Genomic DNA, 16,127 nt, shown 5'->3' with positions numbered 1-16,127 from the left:
CATCGGCAATCGCACTGACAGAGGCGCTGGACTTGGAACCGAACACGCGAATTGGTCCGCGACATCGCAGGCTCGCCGCCGCAGGCTTTCGCGCCGCGCGGTGGCTGGCGGCGAAGACGATGGGAGCGGCTGGCTTCCATCAGCTCGGCTCCAACTTTGCGAACGCGCGGATCACAGCCCTGCGCGACAAGCTCGCACGCGGTGAGACCGTTTATCTTGCGGGCTTAGGTGCTCCCGGCACGCACAATTCAGGCATCGCACTCGTCGAAGTGACGCAGCGGGACGGTCCGCGCCTGATCGTCAACAACGAAGAAGAACGGTTTTCCGGCAACAAGCACACTACGGAGTATCCGCAAGAATCGATCGACGCGGTTGTCGCGACGTTACGCAGCACGGGTCACGACGTCGGCGCAATCGACGCCTGGCTCACGAGCTGGGACTATCCGACGCTCGCCGGCACGCTGGCGCGTTCGGTGCTGGAAGAATTGCCGCAAAGCCTGAAACTGCTCCGCACCACGCAGGCCGCCGGTTTCGACAGCCGCCGCCTCGAGCAGATGACGCGGACGCCGAAGATCCTCGCGCGCCAGCTCAAGCTTGCCGAGCGCGTGCCTTTGATCTGCCTGCCACACCATGACAACCATGCCTGGTTCTCCTTTGCAGCTTCTCCCTTCAGGGACGACAGCGAGTCAGTCGCCATCGCCGTACTCGACGGCACCGGCGATCTGGGTTCGGTCTCCCTTTATGTCGTCGAGAAAGGCGCGATGCGCCGGCTCTACTGCAACGAGAGCATGTTCGATTCACTCGGCGCGTTCTACAGCGTGATCTCCTCGACCCAGGGCGGCTGGACCTGGCTGTCCAGCGAGGGGCGCTACATGGGCGCAGCCGCCTGGGGCGACATGAGCCGATCGGGCAATCCCTATTATCGGCGACTCCGCAAGGTGCTGCATCTCGGCGCCGACGGCGAAGTCTGGCTCAATCGCGCGATGGCGAACTGGTACTGCGACCCGTTCGATAATCCCTACAAGGCCACGTTGACCGAGATTCTTGGCGAACCGCTCAAGCCGGATCAACTCTGGAATCCCGACGCGATGCTGCGCGTCGAGGATATCAAGCACCGTCCCGACACGCAGGATCGCCTCGACAAGGCCGCCGCGACGCAGCTCGTGTTCGAGGACGCAATGATCCATGTCGTGGATCACTTGTTGCGGGTGACCGGTGCCCGTCGGCTGGTGCTGACCGGCGGCGTCGCGCTCAACGCCGTCGGCAACATGCGGCTGATCGAGCATTTCGATGAGAGCTGGTTTGCCAATGCGCAGGGCCGGCGCGCGCAATTGCACCTGTGGGTGCCGCCGGTGCCCGGCGATCCCGGCGTCACCATCGGCGCCGCCTGGCTGTTCGCCCATCTCGCCGGTGCTCCGCGCGGCGCGCCGATGACGCATGCGTTCTACTGCGGCACACCGCCGGCTTCTGACGAGATCATCGCGGCGCTGAAGGCGGACGACATCGCCTCAGAGCGGATCGGCGACATTTCGACTCCCGAGGGACGCGACGCCGTCGCCGACCTGATGGCATCAATGGTGGCGCAGAACGGCGTCATCGCGATCTATCAGGGCGCGGCCGAGACCGGGCCACGCGCGCTCGGCCATCGTTCGATCCTCGCCAATCCCTGCGATCCCGCCACGCGCGAACGCCTGAACGAACGCGTCAAATATCGCGAGGCGATCCGACCCTTGGCGCCGATGGCGACGCTGGAGGCGGCGCAGTACTATTTCGAACTGCTGCCCGGCGCTTCCGACGACGGCTACAACGCCTATAACTATATGGTGCTGACCGCCCGCTCGAAGCCGCACGCGCGCGACAAGATCCCGGCAGTCATCCACGCCGACGGCACCGGCCGCATCCAGATCGTGCGCGAGCAGGACGATCCCCTCACCTACGCCTATCTCAAGGCGCTCGGCCGCCGCATCGGTGTCGAGCTGTCGGTCAACACGTCGTTCAATGTCGCAGGCCCGATCGCGCAGACGCCAAGCCAGGCCATCGAGACGCTGCGGCGCTCCAAGGGGCTCGACGCCGTGATCATGGTCGCAGGCGACGGGACCGTGTACGCCGTGTGGCACGGCGGCGAGCGCGACGGCGGCCGGTTCACACGATGGTTCTCGGAATGGAAGAGCGCGCAGCCGGTTGCCTGACCAAGCCGCGCGCTCCTTTAATCGACGTCCTCGATCGCGCCAGCGGTCGTGCCGAATGCCTTTTGCGCCAACGTAGCCGCCATGAACTCATCGAGGTCGCCGTCGAGCACGCCTGCGGTATCTGAGGTCTGCACGCCTGTGCGCAGGTCCTTCACCATCTGGTAGGGCTGCAGCACATAGGAGCGGATCTGGTGGCCCCAGCCGATATCGGTCTTGGCGGCCTGATCCGCGGCCGCCTGCTCCTCGCGTTTCTTCAATTCGATCTCGTAGAGTCGGGCGCGCAGCATGTCCCACGCTTGCGCGCGGTTCTTGTGCTGGGAGCGGCCGGCCTGGCAGACCACGGCGATCCCGGTCGGGATATGGGTCAGACGCACCGCGGATTCGGTCTTGTTGACGTGCTGGCCGCCGGCGCCGCCGGAGCGCATGGTGTCGGTGCGCACATCCGACTCCTTGATGTCGATCTTGATGCTGTCGTCGACAACCGGAAAGATCGTCACGCTCGAGAACGAGGTATGCCGGCGCGCGTTGGAATCGAATGGCGAGATTCGGACCAGCCGGTGCACGCCGGCCTCCGTCTTCAGCCAGCCATACGCGTTATGGCCGCTGATCTGGATGGTGGCGGACTTGATGCCCGCTTCTTCGCCCTGGGATTCCTCAAGATACTCGACCTTGAAGCCATGGTTCTCCGCCCAGCGCGTGTACATCCGCAGCAGCATCTGCGCCCAGTCCTGGCTCTCGGTGCCGCCGGCGCCGGCATGGACTTCGAGATAGGAGTCGAACTTGTCGGCCTCGCCTGACAGCAGCGCCTCCAGCTCGCGCCGGGCGACTTCCTTCTTGAGGTCCTTGAGCGCCTTCTCGGCTTCCGCGACGACGCCCTCATCGTTCTCGGCCTCGCCGAGCTCGATCATGCCGACATTGTCCTCGAGCTCACGCTCGACCTTGCTGATGCCGGACAGCGCATCCTCCAGCGAGGTGCGCTCCTGCATCAGCTTCTGGGCTTTCTGGGGATCGTTCCAGAGATCGGGATCTTCGGCGAGCTTGTTCAGCTCGGCCAGCCGTGCCGTCGATTTCTCGACGTCAAAGATGCCTCCTCAGCAGCCCGACTGACTGCTTGATCTCTTCAACTAGGCGTTCGACTTCCGCGCGCATGGTCTTTCTGGTCTGAATTATGAATGTCTTGTGAGGGATGTAGCGGCCGAAGCGCGGAAGCGCAATCGGCCGCGGGCCTGTTTCCCGATGATTTGGATCCTCAAGGCGCTAATACAATCCGCCGGGACGCATGATCGCGCCCGCGTCGGGCGCAACGGCCGGCGGCAGCCGGCCCTCGGCATCGGCCACGCCGATGGCGGAGTAGCTATCCGGCGGCGCCGTGCCCGGCTTGAAGGCTTCCAGGATGGTGCGTCCACCCTCGCCCGGGCCAGCGCGCATGCCGCTCTTGGAATCGACGCGCACGAGCTTGATGCCGGCCGGGATCTTGAACGGCGTCGCCGGCTTCTCCGCCAGCGCTAGCTTCAGGAAATCGCGTGCGACCGGCGCGGCCAACGCGCCACCGGTGGCTTTACGACCGAGATTGCGCGGCTTGTCGTAGCCCAGATAGACGCCAACCACGAGATCCGGCGAGAAGCCGATGAACCAGACGTCCTTCTCGTCGTTGGTGGTGCCGGTCTTGCCGGCGATCGGCTTGCCGACCTCCTTGACCGCCGTAGCGGTTCCGTACTGGACCACGCCTTCCATCATCGAGGTGATCTGATAGGCCGTCATCGGATCGAGCACCTGCTCGCGGCGATCCACGAGCTGCGGTTCGGGCTGGTTCTTCCAGCCTCCAGGTACGTCACAGCCGCGGCATTCGCGCTGGTCGTGCCGGTAGATGGTGTGCCCGTAACGGTCCTGGATGCGATCGATCAGCGTCGGCTTCACGCGGCGGCCGCCATTGGCGAACATCGAATAGGCGGTGACCATCCGCATCACCGTGGTCTCGCCAGCGCCGAGCGCGTAGGAGAGATAGTTCGGCAATTCGTCATAGACACCGAAACGCTTGGCGTATTCGCCGATCAGAGGCATGCCGATGTCCTGCGCCAGCCGCACCGTGACGGTGTTCAGCGAGCGAGCCAGCGCATTGCGCAGCGTGGTCGGACCGTAATACTTGCCGGTCGAATAGTTCTCCGGACGCCAGACGCCGGCGCCCTGCCCCTGGTCGATTTCGATCGGCGCATCGACCACCACTGTGGACGGCGTGTAGCCATTATCCAGCGCCGTCGAATACACGATCGGCTTGAACGACGATCCCGGCTGCCGATAGGCCTGGGTGGCGCGGTTGAACTGGCTCTGGTCGAACGAGAAGCCGCCGACCATGGCCAGCACGCGGCCGGTCCATGGATCCATTGCGACCATGGCACCGGAGATTTCCGGCAATTGCCGCAGCCGGTACTGGCCTTCGATCGCCGTGCCCTCCTTGGTCACCAGGGGATCGGCATAGATGACGTCACCGGGCGCGAGCACCTGCGACACCGCCGTAGGCGACCGCCCGCGCGCCGCGCCGGACGTGGGCCTTGCCCAACGCACGCCATCGAGCGTGATAAGGCCGGTCTGCCGCTGCTTGCTGACGGCGCCGCCGAGTTCGCGGCCGGGCTGGAATCCGATGCGCGCCGACTGGTCACTGGTTTCGAGCACGACCGCCATTCGCCATGGCGAGATGTCCGAGAGCGATTTGACGTCGGCGAGTTTCACGCCCCAGTCGCCGGAAACATCGAGCTTGGTGATCGGGCCCCTCCAGCCCTGCCCTTCGTCGTAGTTGACGAGGCCGGCGGCCATGGTCTTGCGCGCCATCACCTGGATCTTCGGATCGAGCGTGGTGCGCACCGACAAGCCGCCCTCGTAAAGCTTCTTCTCGCCGTAGCGCTCGAAGATGTCGCGGCGGACTTCCTCGGCAAAATATTCGCCAGCGAAGGTATGTGAGCCGTTGCTGCGGTTGGTGACGACCAGTTGCTCCTTGCGCGCCTTGTCGGCGTCGGCTTGCTTGATCCAGCCATTTTCGAGCAGGCGGTCGATCACGTAGTTGCGGCGCTCGATCGCGCGGTCGCGGTTGCGCACCGGATGCAGCGCCGCCGGCGCCTTCGGCAGCGAGGCGAGATAGGCGGCTTCGGCGACGGTCAGTTCATTCACCGACTTGTCGAAATAAACCAGCGAAGCGGCGGCAATGCCATAGGCACCAAGGCCGAGATAGATTTCGTTCAGGTAGAGCTCGAGGATACGATCCTTGGAGTAAGCGCGCTCGATGCGCATCGCGAGCAGCGCTTCCTTGATCTTGCGCGCGAACGAGACCTCGTTGGTGAGCAGGAAGTTCTTGGCAACCTGCTGGGTGATCGTCGACGCACCCTGCGGCCGGCGGCCCGAGCCATAGTTCTGCGCGTACAGAATCGCCGCGCGCGCCATGCCGGAGAAGTCGATGCCGCCGTGCTCGTAGAAATTCTTGTCTTCGGCCGCGAGGAACGCGTTGATGACCAGCTTGGGCACCGCCTGGATCGGCAGATAGAGCCGCCGCTCCTTCGAATATTCGCCGAGCAGCGAGCCGTCAGACGCATGCACGCGCGTCATTACCGGCGGCTCATAGTCCTGAAGCTGCGAATAATCCGGCAGGTCCTTGGAGAAATGCCAGATCGCGCCCGCGACGCCGGCCACGCCAACCAGGAACACGACGGTCCCCGCGGCGAACAAGAAACCCATGAACCGCACGAGCAAGCGCATTATCGAAGTTCCGTTCCAACCCTATTGCGCCGGACCAGCCGGCGACACTTCCTCGTTGCGAATGCTCCCGGCCCTAACAGCCTGCCGGTGCTTGAAGCGAACAATACAGCGCTCCGCGGACAAAATCGGCCGATTCCACGAGGCCCCCGACAACGTCCTATACCGTTGCCGCTGTGGCCAAACTAGGGCCTCCCGGTTCCGAGCGGCGCCTTTTCTAGTCCAGGCACTGTCACTTGTCCGGCGTGGCCGTCGCTAGTCGCTTAGCAAAAAAGGCGTCAATGGCCTGCAGCATCGATCCCACCGCCTTGTTGCGCCAGTTCTCCGATACCAGGTGTTCGAGGTCGCCCTTGTTGGAGACATAGCCGAGTTCGACCAGGACCGAGGGCACGTCGGGCGCCTTCAGGACCCGAAAGCCCGCCGATTTCAGCGGGTGCTTGTGCATCCGCGCGGTCGTCTTCATCTCGGACACCAACAGCCGTGCAAAACGGTTGGAGAATGTCTTGGTCTCGCGGCGGGCGAGATCAATCAGGATATCGGCGACCTCGGTCGGCTCATCGGACAGGTTCACGCCGGCGATGGCGTCCGCCTTGTTCTCGGCTTCCGCCAGCCGCTCCGCTTCGGCGTCCGAGGCCTTGTCCGACAGCGTATAGATGGTCGCGCCCTGGGCGTCGCCTTCCCGGCGCGGCAGCGCGTCGGCATGGATCGAGACGAACAGCGCCGCCGACTGGCTGCGGGCGATTTTGACCCGGTCGTTCAGCGGGATGAACGTGTCATCGGTGCGGGTCATGACGACCCGGTATTTGCCCGACTTCTCGATCCGGTCGCGCAATGCGAGCCCGAAGCCGAGCACGAGGGTCTTTTCCAACTCGCCGTTCGACTGGGTGCCGTTGTCGATGCCGCCATGGCCGGGATCGATCACGATCAGGGGCCGCGAATCCGCCGGCTCGCCTGGCTTTGCATTGGGCGTTCCCTCGGCCGGCATCGCCGCCTTGGCTTCCGCAATGGTCGGCTTCAGCTCCGGCCGGTCGTCCGGCGCAAGCTGCTGGGTGAACGCGTTGCGGTCAACCTGCTCCAGTTCCAGAACCAGGCGCGGCGGCTGGCCGTTGGCCGCGTCCAGCACGTAGGAATTGGCGATCTTCGCTGGCCCCATGAGGTCGAAGACGATTCGCGACCCGCCCGGCATCACCAGCCCGTAGCGGAATGCCTTCACCAGCCCGCGCCCGGAATTTCCGGTTCCGGCGGGGAGCTGGAACGTCACCTGGGGAATATCCACGACCACCCGGTAGGGATCGGCGAGTGTGAAGGCGCGGAACTGAATCTTCTTGTCGAGGTCGACAATGAACCGGGTCTGCTTGGCGTCTCCGGCAAGCCGGGCTTCAGAAACGACAGGAAAATCGCTGCCGGCAGAGGGACTTGGCGGCGTTGCTTCAGCTGCCCTGGAAACAGTAATCGGGCCGCACGCCAACGCTGCGGCGCAAAATAGCCCGCACCCCAGCAAAACCCATCGATTTGCGCGGTCCGCCACGATTCGGCGCCTCCGAGCCGTCGTCATACCGCATTAGACCCACAGGGTTAACGAGACCCTAATACCGCACGGGCGAAATGGTTCGACTGTTGCCTCGCCGCGACGCTCCCTTGCGTGCAGCGACCAATCCACGTATGTACGGAGTGCTGACGGCTAATACTCCCAGTTGTGTCGCGTTCAGCCTCCCGGTGCAGCGGTGGAACCTTCGAGCCTGAAGGCGCCAGCGTTTTTCCCGGTCCCTCCCCAGCCAGCGCTGCGCGCGGCTGACATGGAGTGGCGGTTTGAGCCCGAGCGGCGTCCAGCCCCAGACACATTCTGTGTGGCATGGGGCGAGACACGGCAGAACTGATTATTCGGCCCCAGAGCATGATCCGGAAAACTGGACACCAGTTTTCCGAAAGGTTCATGGTCAAAGAAGGGGCCCAATATGCGATTGGCCGGCGAGCGCTTTGGCGCCGCGCCGGGCCTTCAGCGAAAGATGCGGCGGTATTGTTTGCCGCCAGAATATGTTCAGACGGGCCAACCGCTTGATGCGCCAGACTGTGTTGCCGACCAACACCCCCGAGACGATCGCGACCACGCGAGGCGAAAGCTCCGCACGTCGGTTTGTTCCGGTCGGGCCGGGCTTCGCACGGCGCTCCGATTTGCGTTTTGGCCTTCCCCTCACCCCCGAATCAGGTGGACCGTCGCGTCACCGGGCGGCGCAATCTGCGCGCGCCATGCTACGCGCCCGCCGCCTTCAAGAGCTCCAGAATGCCCAACAAGATGTTGATCGATGCCACCCACCCGGAAGAGACCCGGGTCGTCGTGGTCCGCGGCAATCGCGTCGAAGAATTTGATTTCGAGACTGCCCAACGCAAGCAACTGCGCGGCAATATTTACCTCGCCAAGGTGACGCGCGTAGAGCCGTCGCTGCAGGCGGCGTTCATCGAGTATGGCGGCAACCGCCATGGCTTCCTTGCCTTCAGCGAAATCCATCCAGACTATTACCAGATTCCGGTCGCCGACCGTCAGGCGCTGATCGAGGCCGAAGAACGCGCCCATCGCGAGGCCGAGGAGGAGAGCGAAAGCCGGCCTCACCGCCGCCGCTCCCGGCACCGCAATGCCCGCCGCCGCGGTCATGGCGAGCGCGTTCAGAGCGAGGTCGTCGAGGGTGCCGAGCCGCTCGATCCGCAGGCCGATGAGGATCACGCGCTTCATGCGGAAGCCGAGCAGCACGAGTTCGGCGCCGATGCGCATGAGCACCATGAGCACGAAGCACACGAGCATGCTGACGAGCACGACCGTCATGACGAGCACGATCATGATGGGCACGAGCACGGCGAACACGAACATGCCCGTGACGACCGTCATGCTCATGACGACCATGATCATGCGCCTGCTCTGAGCGAAACCGCTGCAGCGGAAGTGCAAGCCGACCCGGTTGTCGCCGCGGTCGAGGCATCGGCCGCCGCTGCCGCTCCGGATGTCGGGGCCGAGATCGAGGTTAACCACGAGCCCGAGCGCGCCCGTGAGGAGCAGGTCGAGGAAAACGCCGCCCACGCCGAGGATGCGCAACCGACCGCGGAGCCCGGCGAGGAGCATCCAGCGTCCGATGAGCATGCCCCCGCGGAACTCGTCGCGGAGGCTGCGCCGCATGACGAGCATGGCGCCGAGCCGCTCGGCGACGAAGCGCATGACGATGAGGACGACGAGGAAGGCGAAGACGGCGAAGAAGAAGAGGAAGTCGTCGAATCCGTTGGCGGCGACGACGTGCTCGAGGAGGTGCCGGAGCGCCCCTTCCGCCCGCGACGCCAGTACAAGATCCAGGAAGTCATCAAGCGCCGGCAGGTGATGCTGGTGCAGGTCGTCAAGGAAGAACGCGGCAACAAGGGCGCGGCGCTAACGACGTATCTTTCGCTTGCCGGCCGTTATGCGGTGCTGATGCCTAACACCGCGCGCGGCGGAGGCATCAGCCGCAAGATCACCTCGGCCCAGGATCGCTCGCGGCTCAAGGAAGTGGTGCAGGATCTCGACGTGCCCGAGGGTATGGGCATCATCCTGCGCACGGCCGGGGCCTCGCGTTCGAAGCAGGAGATCAAGCGCGATTTCGAATATCTGATCCGGATGTGGGAAACCGTGCGCGACCTGACCCTGAAGTCGCAGGCCCCCACCCTCGTCTACGAGGAAGGCTCGTTGATCAAGCGCTCGCTGCGCGACCTCTACAACAAGGAGATCGACGAGATCATGGTGGCGGGCGAAGCCGGCTACCGCGAAGCGCGCGATTTCATGAAGATGCTGATGCCGGAGAATGTCCGCGCGGTGAAGCAGTACCGCGACGGCCAGCCTTTGTTCTCTCGGATGGGCGTCGAAAGCCAGCTCGACGCGATGTTCTCCCCGACTGTGCAGCTACGCTCTGGCGGCTACATTGTCATCAACCAGACCGAGGCGCTGGTCTCGATCGACGTCAACTCCGGCCGCGCCACGCGCGAGCATCACATCGAGGACACCGCGCTCAAGACCAATCTCGAGGCGGCGGAGGAAGTCGCGCGACAGCTCCGCCTGCGCGACCTCGCGGGCCTGATCGTCATCGACTTCATCGACATGGACGAGAAGCGCAACAACCGCGCGGTCGAGCGCAAGCTCTCCGATTGCTTGCGGCAGGACCGCGCACGCATCCAGGTCGGGCGCATCTCGCATTTCGGCCTGCTCGAGATGTCGCGCCAGCGCATCCGCGCCAGCGTGCTCGAGAGCTCGACCGAGCCCTGCCCGCATTGCGGCGGCTCCGGGCATGTCCGCTCGGTCTCGTCGGTGGCGCTGCAGCTCCTGCGCGGCATCGAGGAAATCCTGATGAAGGGCGCGACTCACAATCTCGTGGTGCGCACCCGCACGGACGTCGCGCTCTACGTCCTCAACCACAAGCGCGGCCATCTGCGCGATCTCGAAACCGCCTTCAAGGTCCAGATCTCGGTGGCGGCGGATGCGACCGTGAGCGGCCAGCAGTCCTACATCATCGACCGCGGCGAGCAGGTGCACACGCTGGAAGCCGCCAAGGCGCTGCTCGCGGCGCAGGCCGCGTCCGCGCCGCCTCAGCTCGAAGAGGCCTATGACGACGAGGAACCGTTCGACATCGAGGCGGAGATCGAGACCGAGGAAACGGAAGGCCTGAGCGACGAAACGAGCGCCGGCGAAGAGGCCGACGGTCCGCGCCGAAGGCGGCGCCGGCGGCGTCGCGGCCGCGGTGGCGGCGGCGAAGTCCGCGAGGGCGGTGTGCCGCGCGAGGATGGCGAGGCGTTGCCGCTTGCGCCCGAGACCGACGACGGCATTGCCGCCGAGGAAGTCGAGACCGACGAGGACGAGAGCGAAGAGCAGTCGGCTCGTGGTGAAGGCCAGAACGGCGAACGCCGTCCGCGCCGGCGTGGACGGCGCGGCGGACGCCGCCGCCGTGGCGGCCATGGTGCGGATGAGGGTCTTGCCGCCTCGATTGCCGACGAGCTCGGCCCGCGCGCGGAGCCGGAAGCCGCGGACGCCGTCGCCGATTTCGACGGCGGCTCGCCCGAGCCTGCACAGACATTGGTTCAGCCCGAACCGGTCGCCGAGCCCGAGTTCGAGCTCGAGCCGGCCAAGAGCCCGCCCCCTCAGCCGGAGCCGGTGAGCGTCGCCGCGCCCGAGGCCGAGGAGCCTGCGCAGGAGAATGATCGCGCGATGCGTCGCCGCTCGACCGTGCGCGAGAAAGTGAGCTTCGCCTCGCAGCCCGAGCCCGTGCCCGTCGTGGTGCAAAGCGAATCCGAGCCGATTCCGCCGGCAGAGCCCGCTCCCGCGCCGGTCGCCGAACCTGCGCCTGCGGCCATCGCGGAACCTGCGCCTGCAGCGGCGACCGAGGCTCCGGCGCCCCGCAAGGCCGGCTGGTGGTCGCGCCGCTTTGGTGGCGGGGGCTAGGGCGTTTTCGAGCGAAGCATGCCCTCGGACTTGATCCGAGGGTGGACACCGGTTCGCATAGCAATCAAGTTTACGCAGATTGCGTAGACTTATCTGCGCAGAAAACGGGTCAAAATTAGAATCTAGAGTTCGGTTCTGATTCCATCAGAACCGAAAAATGCTCTAGCGAACGCCAGCAACGATCAAGCGCGCTCCCGCATCGGCGAGGCGCTTGCACTGCTCGTCAGATGCGCCGAGATCAGTCACCAGCGTCCAGCGCGGCGGCAGCGGCGCCCAGGCCATTTGTTCGGCGCGGCCGAGCTTGCTGGCGTCGGCGAGAACGATGACTTCTTTCGACTGCTGCATCATCAGCGACTTCAGTGCGACCTGCTCGAGATCCGCTTCGCACAGGCCACGGCCATCCACCACGCCGTCGGCGCTCATGACGGCGCGGTCCGCGGTCATGCGGCGCAGCGCCTCGTTGGCGAGCGGCCCCATGGTGCTCATGCTGGTGGTGCGCAGCGCGCCGCCCAGCACCACAAGCTCTATGGTCGGAGCCTTGGCGAGGAAGGGCAGCAGCGCGAGATTGTTGGTGATGATGCGCAGCCGCCGCTGCTGCAGCAGTCGGCCGAAGGCTGCGACCGTCGAGCCGGCATCGAGAATCAGCGTGTCGCCGTCCTCAATCAGATCGATCGCTGCGTGCGCGATCGCCTGCTTCTGTTTGCCCTGAACCGCAAGGCGCTGCTCGAGCGTCGTCTCGTTTGCGTGGGCGGTGAGAATGGCGCCGCCATAGGTGCGGCGCACGACATTGTTCTTGGAGAGATGCTGCAGGTCGCGCCGCACGGTGGAGGCGGAGACGTCGAAGCGCCGCGCGAGATCGTCGACATCGATCTCTCCTGCGTTCAGTGCTTCCAACAGACGAGCGTGACGCTCCTTGCTGCGCATCGACATCGAACCTCAGCCCACAGATTCATTGCCGTCAGCCGAGCTCGACCGTATCGGCTCCGCGGCACGACCGATGGATACCACGATGCATCGGCCGCGCAATACAAGCGCTCAACCCACATCGAGCTCCTCATCCTGAGGAGCCCGCGTACCGGGCGTCTCGAACGATAAGGCCCAGCCCCTCAAGCCGCCTTCTTCGGCGCGAGATCGACCGCCTGCCGCAGCGCCTCGATCAGGCTGCGTTCGTCGGCGATGCCCTTGCCCGCGATGTCGAAGGCGGTCCCGTGATCGACCGAGGTGCGGATCACCGGCAGGCCAACAGTGATGTTCACACCGGCTTCCAACCCCAGCACCTTGATGGGTCCATGGCCCTGATCGTGATACATCGCGACCACCATGTCGTAGTCGCCGCGGCCGGCCAGGAAGAACAGCGTGTCGGCAGGCAGGGGGCCGCGCACGTCCCAGCCCTTGCGCTGACAGGCTTCCACGGCCGGCGTGATCTTGGCGGCTTCCTCGCCGCGACCGAACAACCCGTTTTCGCCGGCGTGCGGATTGATGGCGCAGACGCCGATCTTCGGATTGGCGATGCCGGCGCGCACCAGCACGTCATGTCCGCGTGCGATGACACGCTCGACGAGGCCGGGCTCGATCTTCTCGATCGCATCGAGCAGGCCGATATGCGTGGTCACGTGAATGACGCGGAGTTTCGGCGACACCAGCATCATCGACACTTCCGGCGTGCCGGTCAGATGCGCCAGGAGCTCGGTATGGCCGGGATATTTGTGGCCGGCCGCATGCAGCGCTTCCTTGGAGAGCGGCGCGGTGCAGATGCCCTGAGCGAGCCCTGCCTGCACCACCTGCACGGCTTTCTCGATATAGCGATAAGCCGCCTCACCTGCCGTTGCCGAAACCTTGCCGAACGGCAGATCGTCCGGCACCAGCTTCAGGTCAAGGCACTGCACCGCCTTCGACGCAAAATTCGCCTCCTTCGCGTCGTTCAGCGCATCGACCTCAAGCGAGAGGCCGACGATCTGACCGGCCTTGCGCAGACGGTTGGCATCGCCGATCACCAGCGCATTGCAGATCGCCTGCACCTCCGGCTGCGCCAGCGCCTTCATGATCACCTCGGGTCCGATACCGGCCGGATCTCCCATGGTGATCGCAATGGTCGGACTGGTCATATGAAACTTCCTCTGGTTCGGACGGCGCGAAGGCGCTCGCTGATGCGGATGAGGCTGTGCTCGTCACCGAACGCGCCCGCTTTGGTGGCGATCGGAACGGATAATCGGCCAAGAGTGAGGCCGAGCGACACGCCCGGCTCGATTTCGTCGGCAAGACGGATGCCGTTGACGCCGAAGCGCGACAGCAGCGCCGCGGCAGTTTCGCCGCCCGTCGCAGCAAAGGCGCCGATCGCGGGTGCGACGGCCTCCAGGGCCTCGGCGAGACCGTTGGCGAGCTGCGGGCCGAGCGACATGTCGGGATGATCATCCATCATGATCTCAACCAGTGCATCGCCGCCGCCGGCAAGTCGTTTCATCACGTCCGCGGCGAGCGCCGCCCGGCCGGCACCATCGTTGAGCAGCGTCTCCGGCGCGACCGGGAAATGCGCCACGGTGCCGGTCGCCTCCAGCTCGCGCGCGGCAGTGCGAGACGCGCCGGCGAGCGAGCCCACCACGATCAGGGTGCCGGATGCGCTCGTCGGAATGCGCAGCGGCTCGACGACATGGCCGTCTTCGAGGCCGGCCAGCGCATGCGCGAGGCCGGCGCTGCCGATGAAGAAAGTTGCGGGCGATGCATGCAGGCTCGCCTCCGCGATCAAATGCAGATCGTGTTCGGTCTCGGCGTCGCAGGCCGCAACGACATCGCCCTCCCCGGCCAGCCTCGCGAATGTGGCTTTGAGATCGCCACCGCGCACGGCAGCGAGCTTGACCTTCTCACCGCGAATGCCCGCGGTCGCGAGAACGTCGACAAGATCGGCATTCGAATAGGTGTGGTCGCGCCGCCAGACCTCGGCCTCCTCGAGGGGGCGGCCTTTGACCAGGATGCGCCCGTCGATGGTGGTGCGGCCGGTGGCCGGAAAGGCCGGCGCGAACACGCCGAAGGCCGGACCCGACGGCGACTTGAGATGCGCAAGCGCGGCGGCAATCTCCGCTGCAGGTTGCCCCCGCAGCGTCGAGTCAATTTTCTTGAAAAGAATACGTCCGGGTTCGCAGAGGCGCGTCAGCACATCGGCATGGCGGACTGCAGCGGCCGCGGCCGAAAGGCCTCTACTCGCTGCATCGTAGGCCAGGACGGGCAGCCGGTAACCCGACGCGTCGGTCACCTCACCCCACGTCACCGCAGCCGCACGCCCCCTTCTGCCGAAGGCGATCGCACAATCCGCGGCACCGGTGAGATCGTCAGCGACGATCAGCCAGCTCTGGCTTGGCGCATTTTCTTGACGCGAACCGGTATCCACTTCGCTCGAAAACGCTTTAGGAGCCATCTTCAGTGACCTGCCTCAGTGACAGCCGAGCGCACCGTGGGGGTCATGTTGCCGGCAGAAGCCTGGTCCTTTTCTGCAGGCTCCTCGACGTCGCGACCAACAACGCGGGCCGTCCAGGCGGTAACGATCGGCACGAGGATTGCGGTAACCACGACGCATGCCGCGACGAGAATGGTCGCAGGCCGCGCCGCGTCTGCATAGGCCGGATTGGCCGCGGCGACAATCGCCGGGACTGCCGCCGCATTACCGGCCGTCGAGGCCGCCGCAACACCCGCGACACCATTCCCGCCAGTGATGCGATCGGCCAAGAACAGCGGGATGCCGGTCAGAACCACCACGGCCACTCCCATGCCGAGGCCGAGTAGACCGGCGTGCCAGACCTTCGACAGATCGAGGCCGGCGCCGAGCGCGAAGGCGAAGAACGGGATCATCACAGGCACCGCGCGGCTCAGGAAGTCGCGCATCTCGCGATCGAGATTGCCGATGATCATGCCCACCATCAGAGGCAAGATAGCGCCGACGAGGGTCTGCCATGGAAATGCCGAGAGGCCGGCGACGCCCAAGGTGATCATGGTGAGGAAAGGACCGCTCTCCAGCGACATGATGGTATAGGCGCCGACGTCACGCGGACGTCCATATTGGCCCATCAACGCCATATAGAGGCCGCCATTGGTGTCGTTCATGGCGGCGACGATCGCGAGAGTCGACACACCCGCGAACATGCCAGCAGCGACCGGCGCTTCTCCCAAAATGCGGCCGAAGATCAGGCCGAGGACAACGGCAACGCCAACCTTCACGATCAGCAGGGTGCCGCCCTTCTTCACAATGTAGGGGGTCGCGCGGAAGTCGATGCTCGCGCCCATGCAAACGTAAAACACGGCGAGAATCGTCAATGCGCCGGAGAAAAGTGCGCCGGTGAAGGAGCCGAAGAACTTCGGAGTCTCGGGAAAGAAGGTCGCAATAAGCGCCCCGACCAACAGCGGGACCACCATCATCCCGCCAGGGACCTTCTCGATCGCCCGCTTAATTGGAACCTGCATTTCTGTTTTCTCCCGCGCAAAGCGCTCATTCGATCATTTTGCGCATTTCCGCCAGAGAAACGAGCAAACGGCCGCCCGTATATGCTCGCATCACGCAACATTCAAGGCTTATTGCGCATTTCGCGCAAAATGGCCATGCGGGCGGTCGACCGCCAAACGGGACCCTTGGACGGAGTGTCGGCGGGCCTGATCTTCGGGCGCGCCATCTACCGCCAGTCCTAGCTGGCTTCCTTCAGAACGATTTGCTCCATGCGGAACGGGGCGCACCATGGGAAATGGTGCGCCCCGTTATCGTTGCGTTT

General features: G+C 65.0%; 10 protein-coding genes. 2 read left to right on the top strand and 8 right to left on the bottom strand.

All coding sequences use genetic code 11. The features are described 5' to 3' along the window. The first annotated feature begins 32 nt into the window (after window positions 1–32). Window positions 33–2,189: a carbamoyltransferase C-terminal domain-containing protein gene (locus AC5ZG5_RS05570; RefSeq protein ID WP_456641518.1), complete on the top strand. Its 2,157-nt coding sequence runs from the start codon at window positions 33–35 to the stop codon at window positions 2,187–2,189. A gap of 17 nt (window positions 2,190–2,206) precedes the next feature. Here AC5ZG5_RS05570 and prfB read toward each other — a convergent pair. From prfB to AC5ZG5_RS05550, 4 genes are all read right to left on the bottom strand, one after another. After that, window positions 2,207–3,338, bottom strand: a protein-coding gene (gene prfB / locus AC5ZG5_RS05565; protein WP_130227885.1) for a peptide chain release factor 2 whose coding sequence is annotated in 2 segments (ribosomal slippage) — window positions 2,207–3,268 and window positions 3,270–3,338 — 1,131 coding nt in all. Because the reading frame shifts where the segments join, the coding sequence is not laid out codon by codon here. A 108-nt stretch (window positions 3,339–3,446) separates the two neighbouring features. Continuing rightward, window positions 3,447–5,933, bottom strand: a complete 2,487-nt coding sequence (locus AC5ZG5_RS05560) for a penicillin-binding protein 1A (RefSeq protein ID WP_130227886.1) — start codon at window positions 5,931–5,933, stop codon at window positions 3,447–3,449. Between the two features lie 229 nt (window positions 5,934–6,162). After that, window positions 6,163–7,458 carry an N-acetylmuramoyl-L-alanine amidase gene (locus AC5ZG5_RS05555; protein WP_456641517.1) on the bottom strand — a complete coding sequence of 432 codons (1,296 nt, stop codon included), beginning with the start codon at window positions 7,456–7,458 and terminating at the stop codon, window positions 6,163–6,165. Window positions 7,459–8,121: 663 nt separating this feature from the next. Further along, window positions 8,122–8,832, bottom strand: coding sequence for a hypothetical protein (locus AC5ZG5_RS05550; RefSeq protein WP_409334817.1), 711 nt, complete (start codon window positions 8,830–8,832; stop codon window positions 8,122–8,124). Window positions 8,833–8,865: 33 nt separating this feature from the next. Between AC5ZG5_RS05550 and AC5ZG5_RS05545 the strand changes: the two genes are divergently transcribed. Then, window positions 8,866–11,376, top strand: a complete 2,511-nt coding sequence (locus tag AC5ZG5_RS05545; protein ID WP_456641516.1) for an Rne/Rng family ribonuclease — start codon at window positions 8,866–8,868, stop codon at window positions 11,374–11,376. A 162-nt stretch (window positions 11,377–11,538) separates the two neighbouring features. On the opposite strand, the gene AC5ZG5_RS05540 is transcribed toward AC5ZG5_RS05545, so the two are convergent. The 4 genes from AC5ZG5_RS05540 to AC5ZG5_RS05525 form a co-directional block, all read right to left on the bottom strand. Continuing rightward, the gene (locus tag AC5ZG5_RS05540; protein WP_456641515.1) at window positions 11,539–12,306 is read right to left on the bottom strand and encodes a DeoR/GlpR family DNA-binding transcription regulator; all 768 of its coding nucleotides are present in this window, start codon (window positions 12,304–12,306) and stop codon (window positions 11,539–11,541) included. A gap of 176 nt (window positions 12,307–12,482) precedes the next feature. After that, window positions 12,483–13,481, bottom strand: a complete 999-nt coding sequence (gene pdxA / locus AC5ZG5_RS05535) for a 4-hydroxythreonine-4-phosphate dehydrogenase PdxA (protein ID WP_456641514.1) — start codon at window positions 13,479–13,481, stop codon at window positions 12,483–12,485. Beyond that, window positions 13,478–14,785, bottom strand: a complete 1,308-nt coding sequence (locus tag AC5ZG5_RS05530) for a four-carbon acid sugar kinase family protein (protein WP_456641513.1) — start codon at window positions 14,783–14,785, stop codon at window positions 13,478–13,480. Before AC5ZG5_RS05530 ends, pdxA begins: the two co-directional genes overlap by 4 nt. Window positions 14,786–14,787: 2 nt before the next feature. Further along, window positions 14,788–15,825, bottom strand: a complete 1,038-nt coding sequence (locus AC5ZG5_RS05525) for a 2-keto-3-deoxygluconate permease (protein ID WP_456641512.1) — start codon at window positions 15,823–15,825, stop codon at window positions 14,788–14,790. Window positions 15,826–16,127 lie beyond the last annotated feature (302 nt).

This window comes from Bradyrhizobium sp. Ses1, from assembly GCF_059512365.1.
This window is presented reverse-complemented; position numbering and strand designations above follow the sequence as displayed.

Coding starts and splice junctions, on each gene's coding strand:
- AC5ZG5_RS05550 (WP_409334817.1), bottom strand. CDS start 8,832: ATGATCATGGTCGTCATGAGCATGACGGTCGTCACGGGCATGTTCGTG.
- AC5ZG5_RS05540 (WP_456641515.1), bottom strand. CDS start 12,306: ATGTCGATGCGCAGCAAGGAGCGTCACGCTCGTCTGTTGGAAGCACTG.
- AC5ZG5_RS05530 (WP_456641513.1), bottom strand. CDS start 14,785: ATGGCTCCTAAAGCGTTTTCGAGCGAAGTGGATACCGGTTCGCGTCAA.
- AC5ZG5_RS05525 (WP_456641512.1), bottom strand. CDS start 15,825: ATGCAGGTTCCAATTAAGCGGGCGATCGAGAAGGTCCCTGGCGGGATG.
- AC5ZG5_RS05560 (WP_130227886.1), bottom strand. CDS start 5,933: ATGCGCTTGCTCGTGCGGTTCATGGGTTTCTTGTTCGCCGCGGGGACC.
- pdxA (WP_456641514.1), bottom strand. CDS start 13,481: ATGACCAGTCCGACCATTGCGATCACCATGGGAGATCCGGCCGGTATC.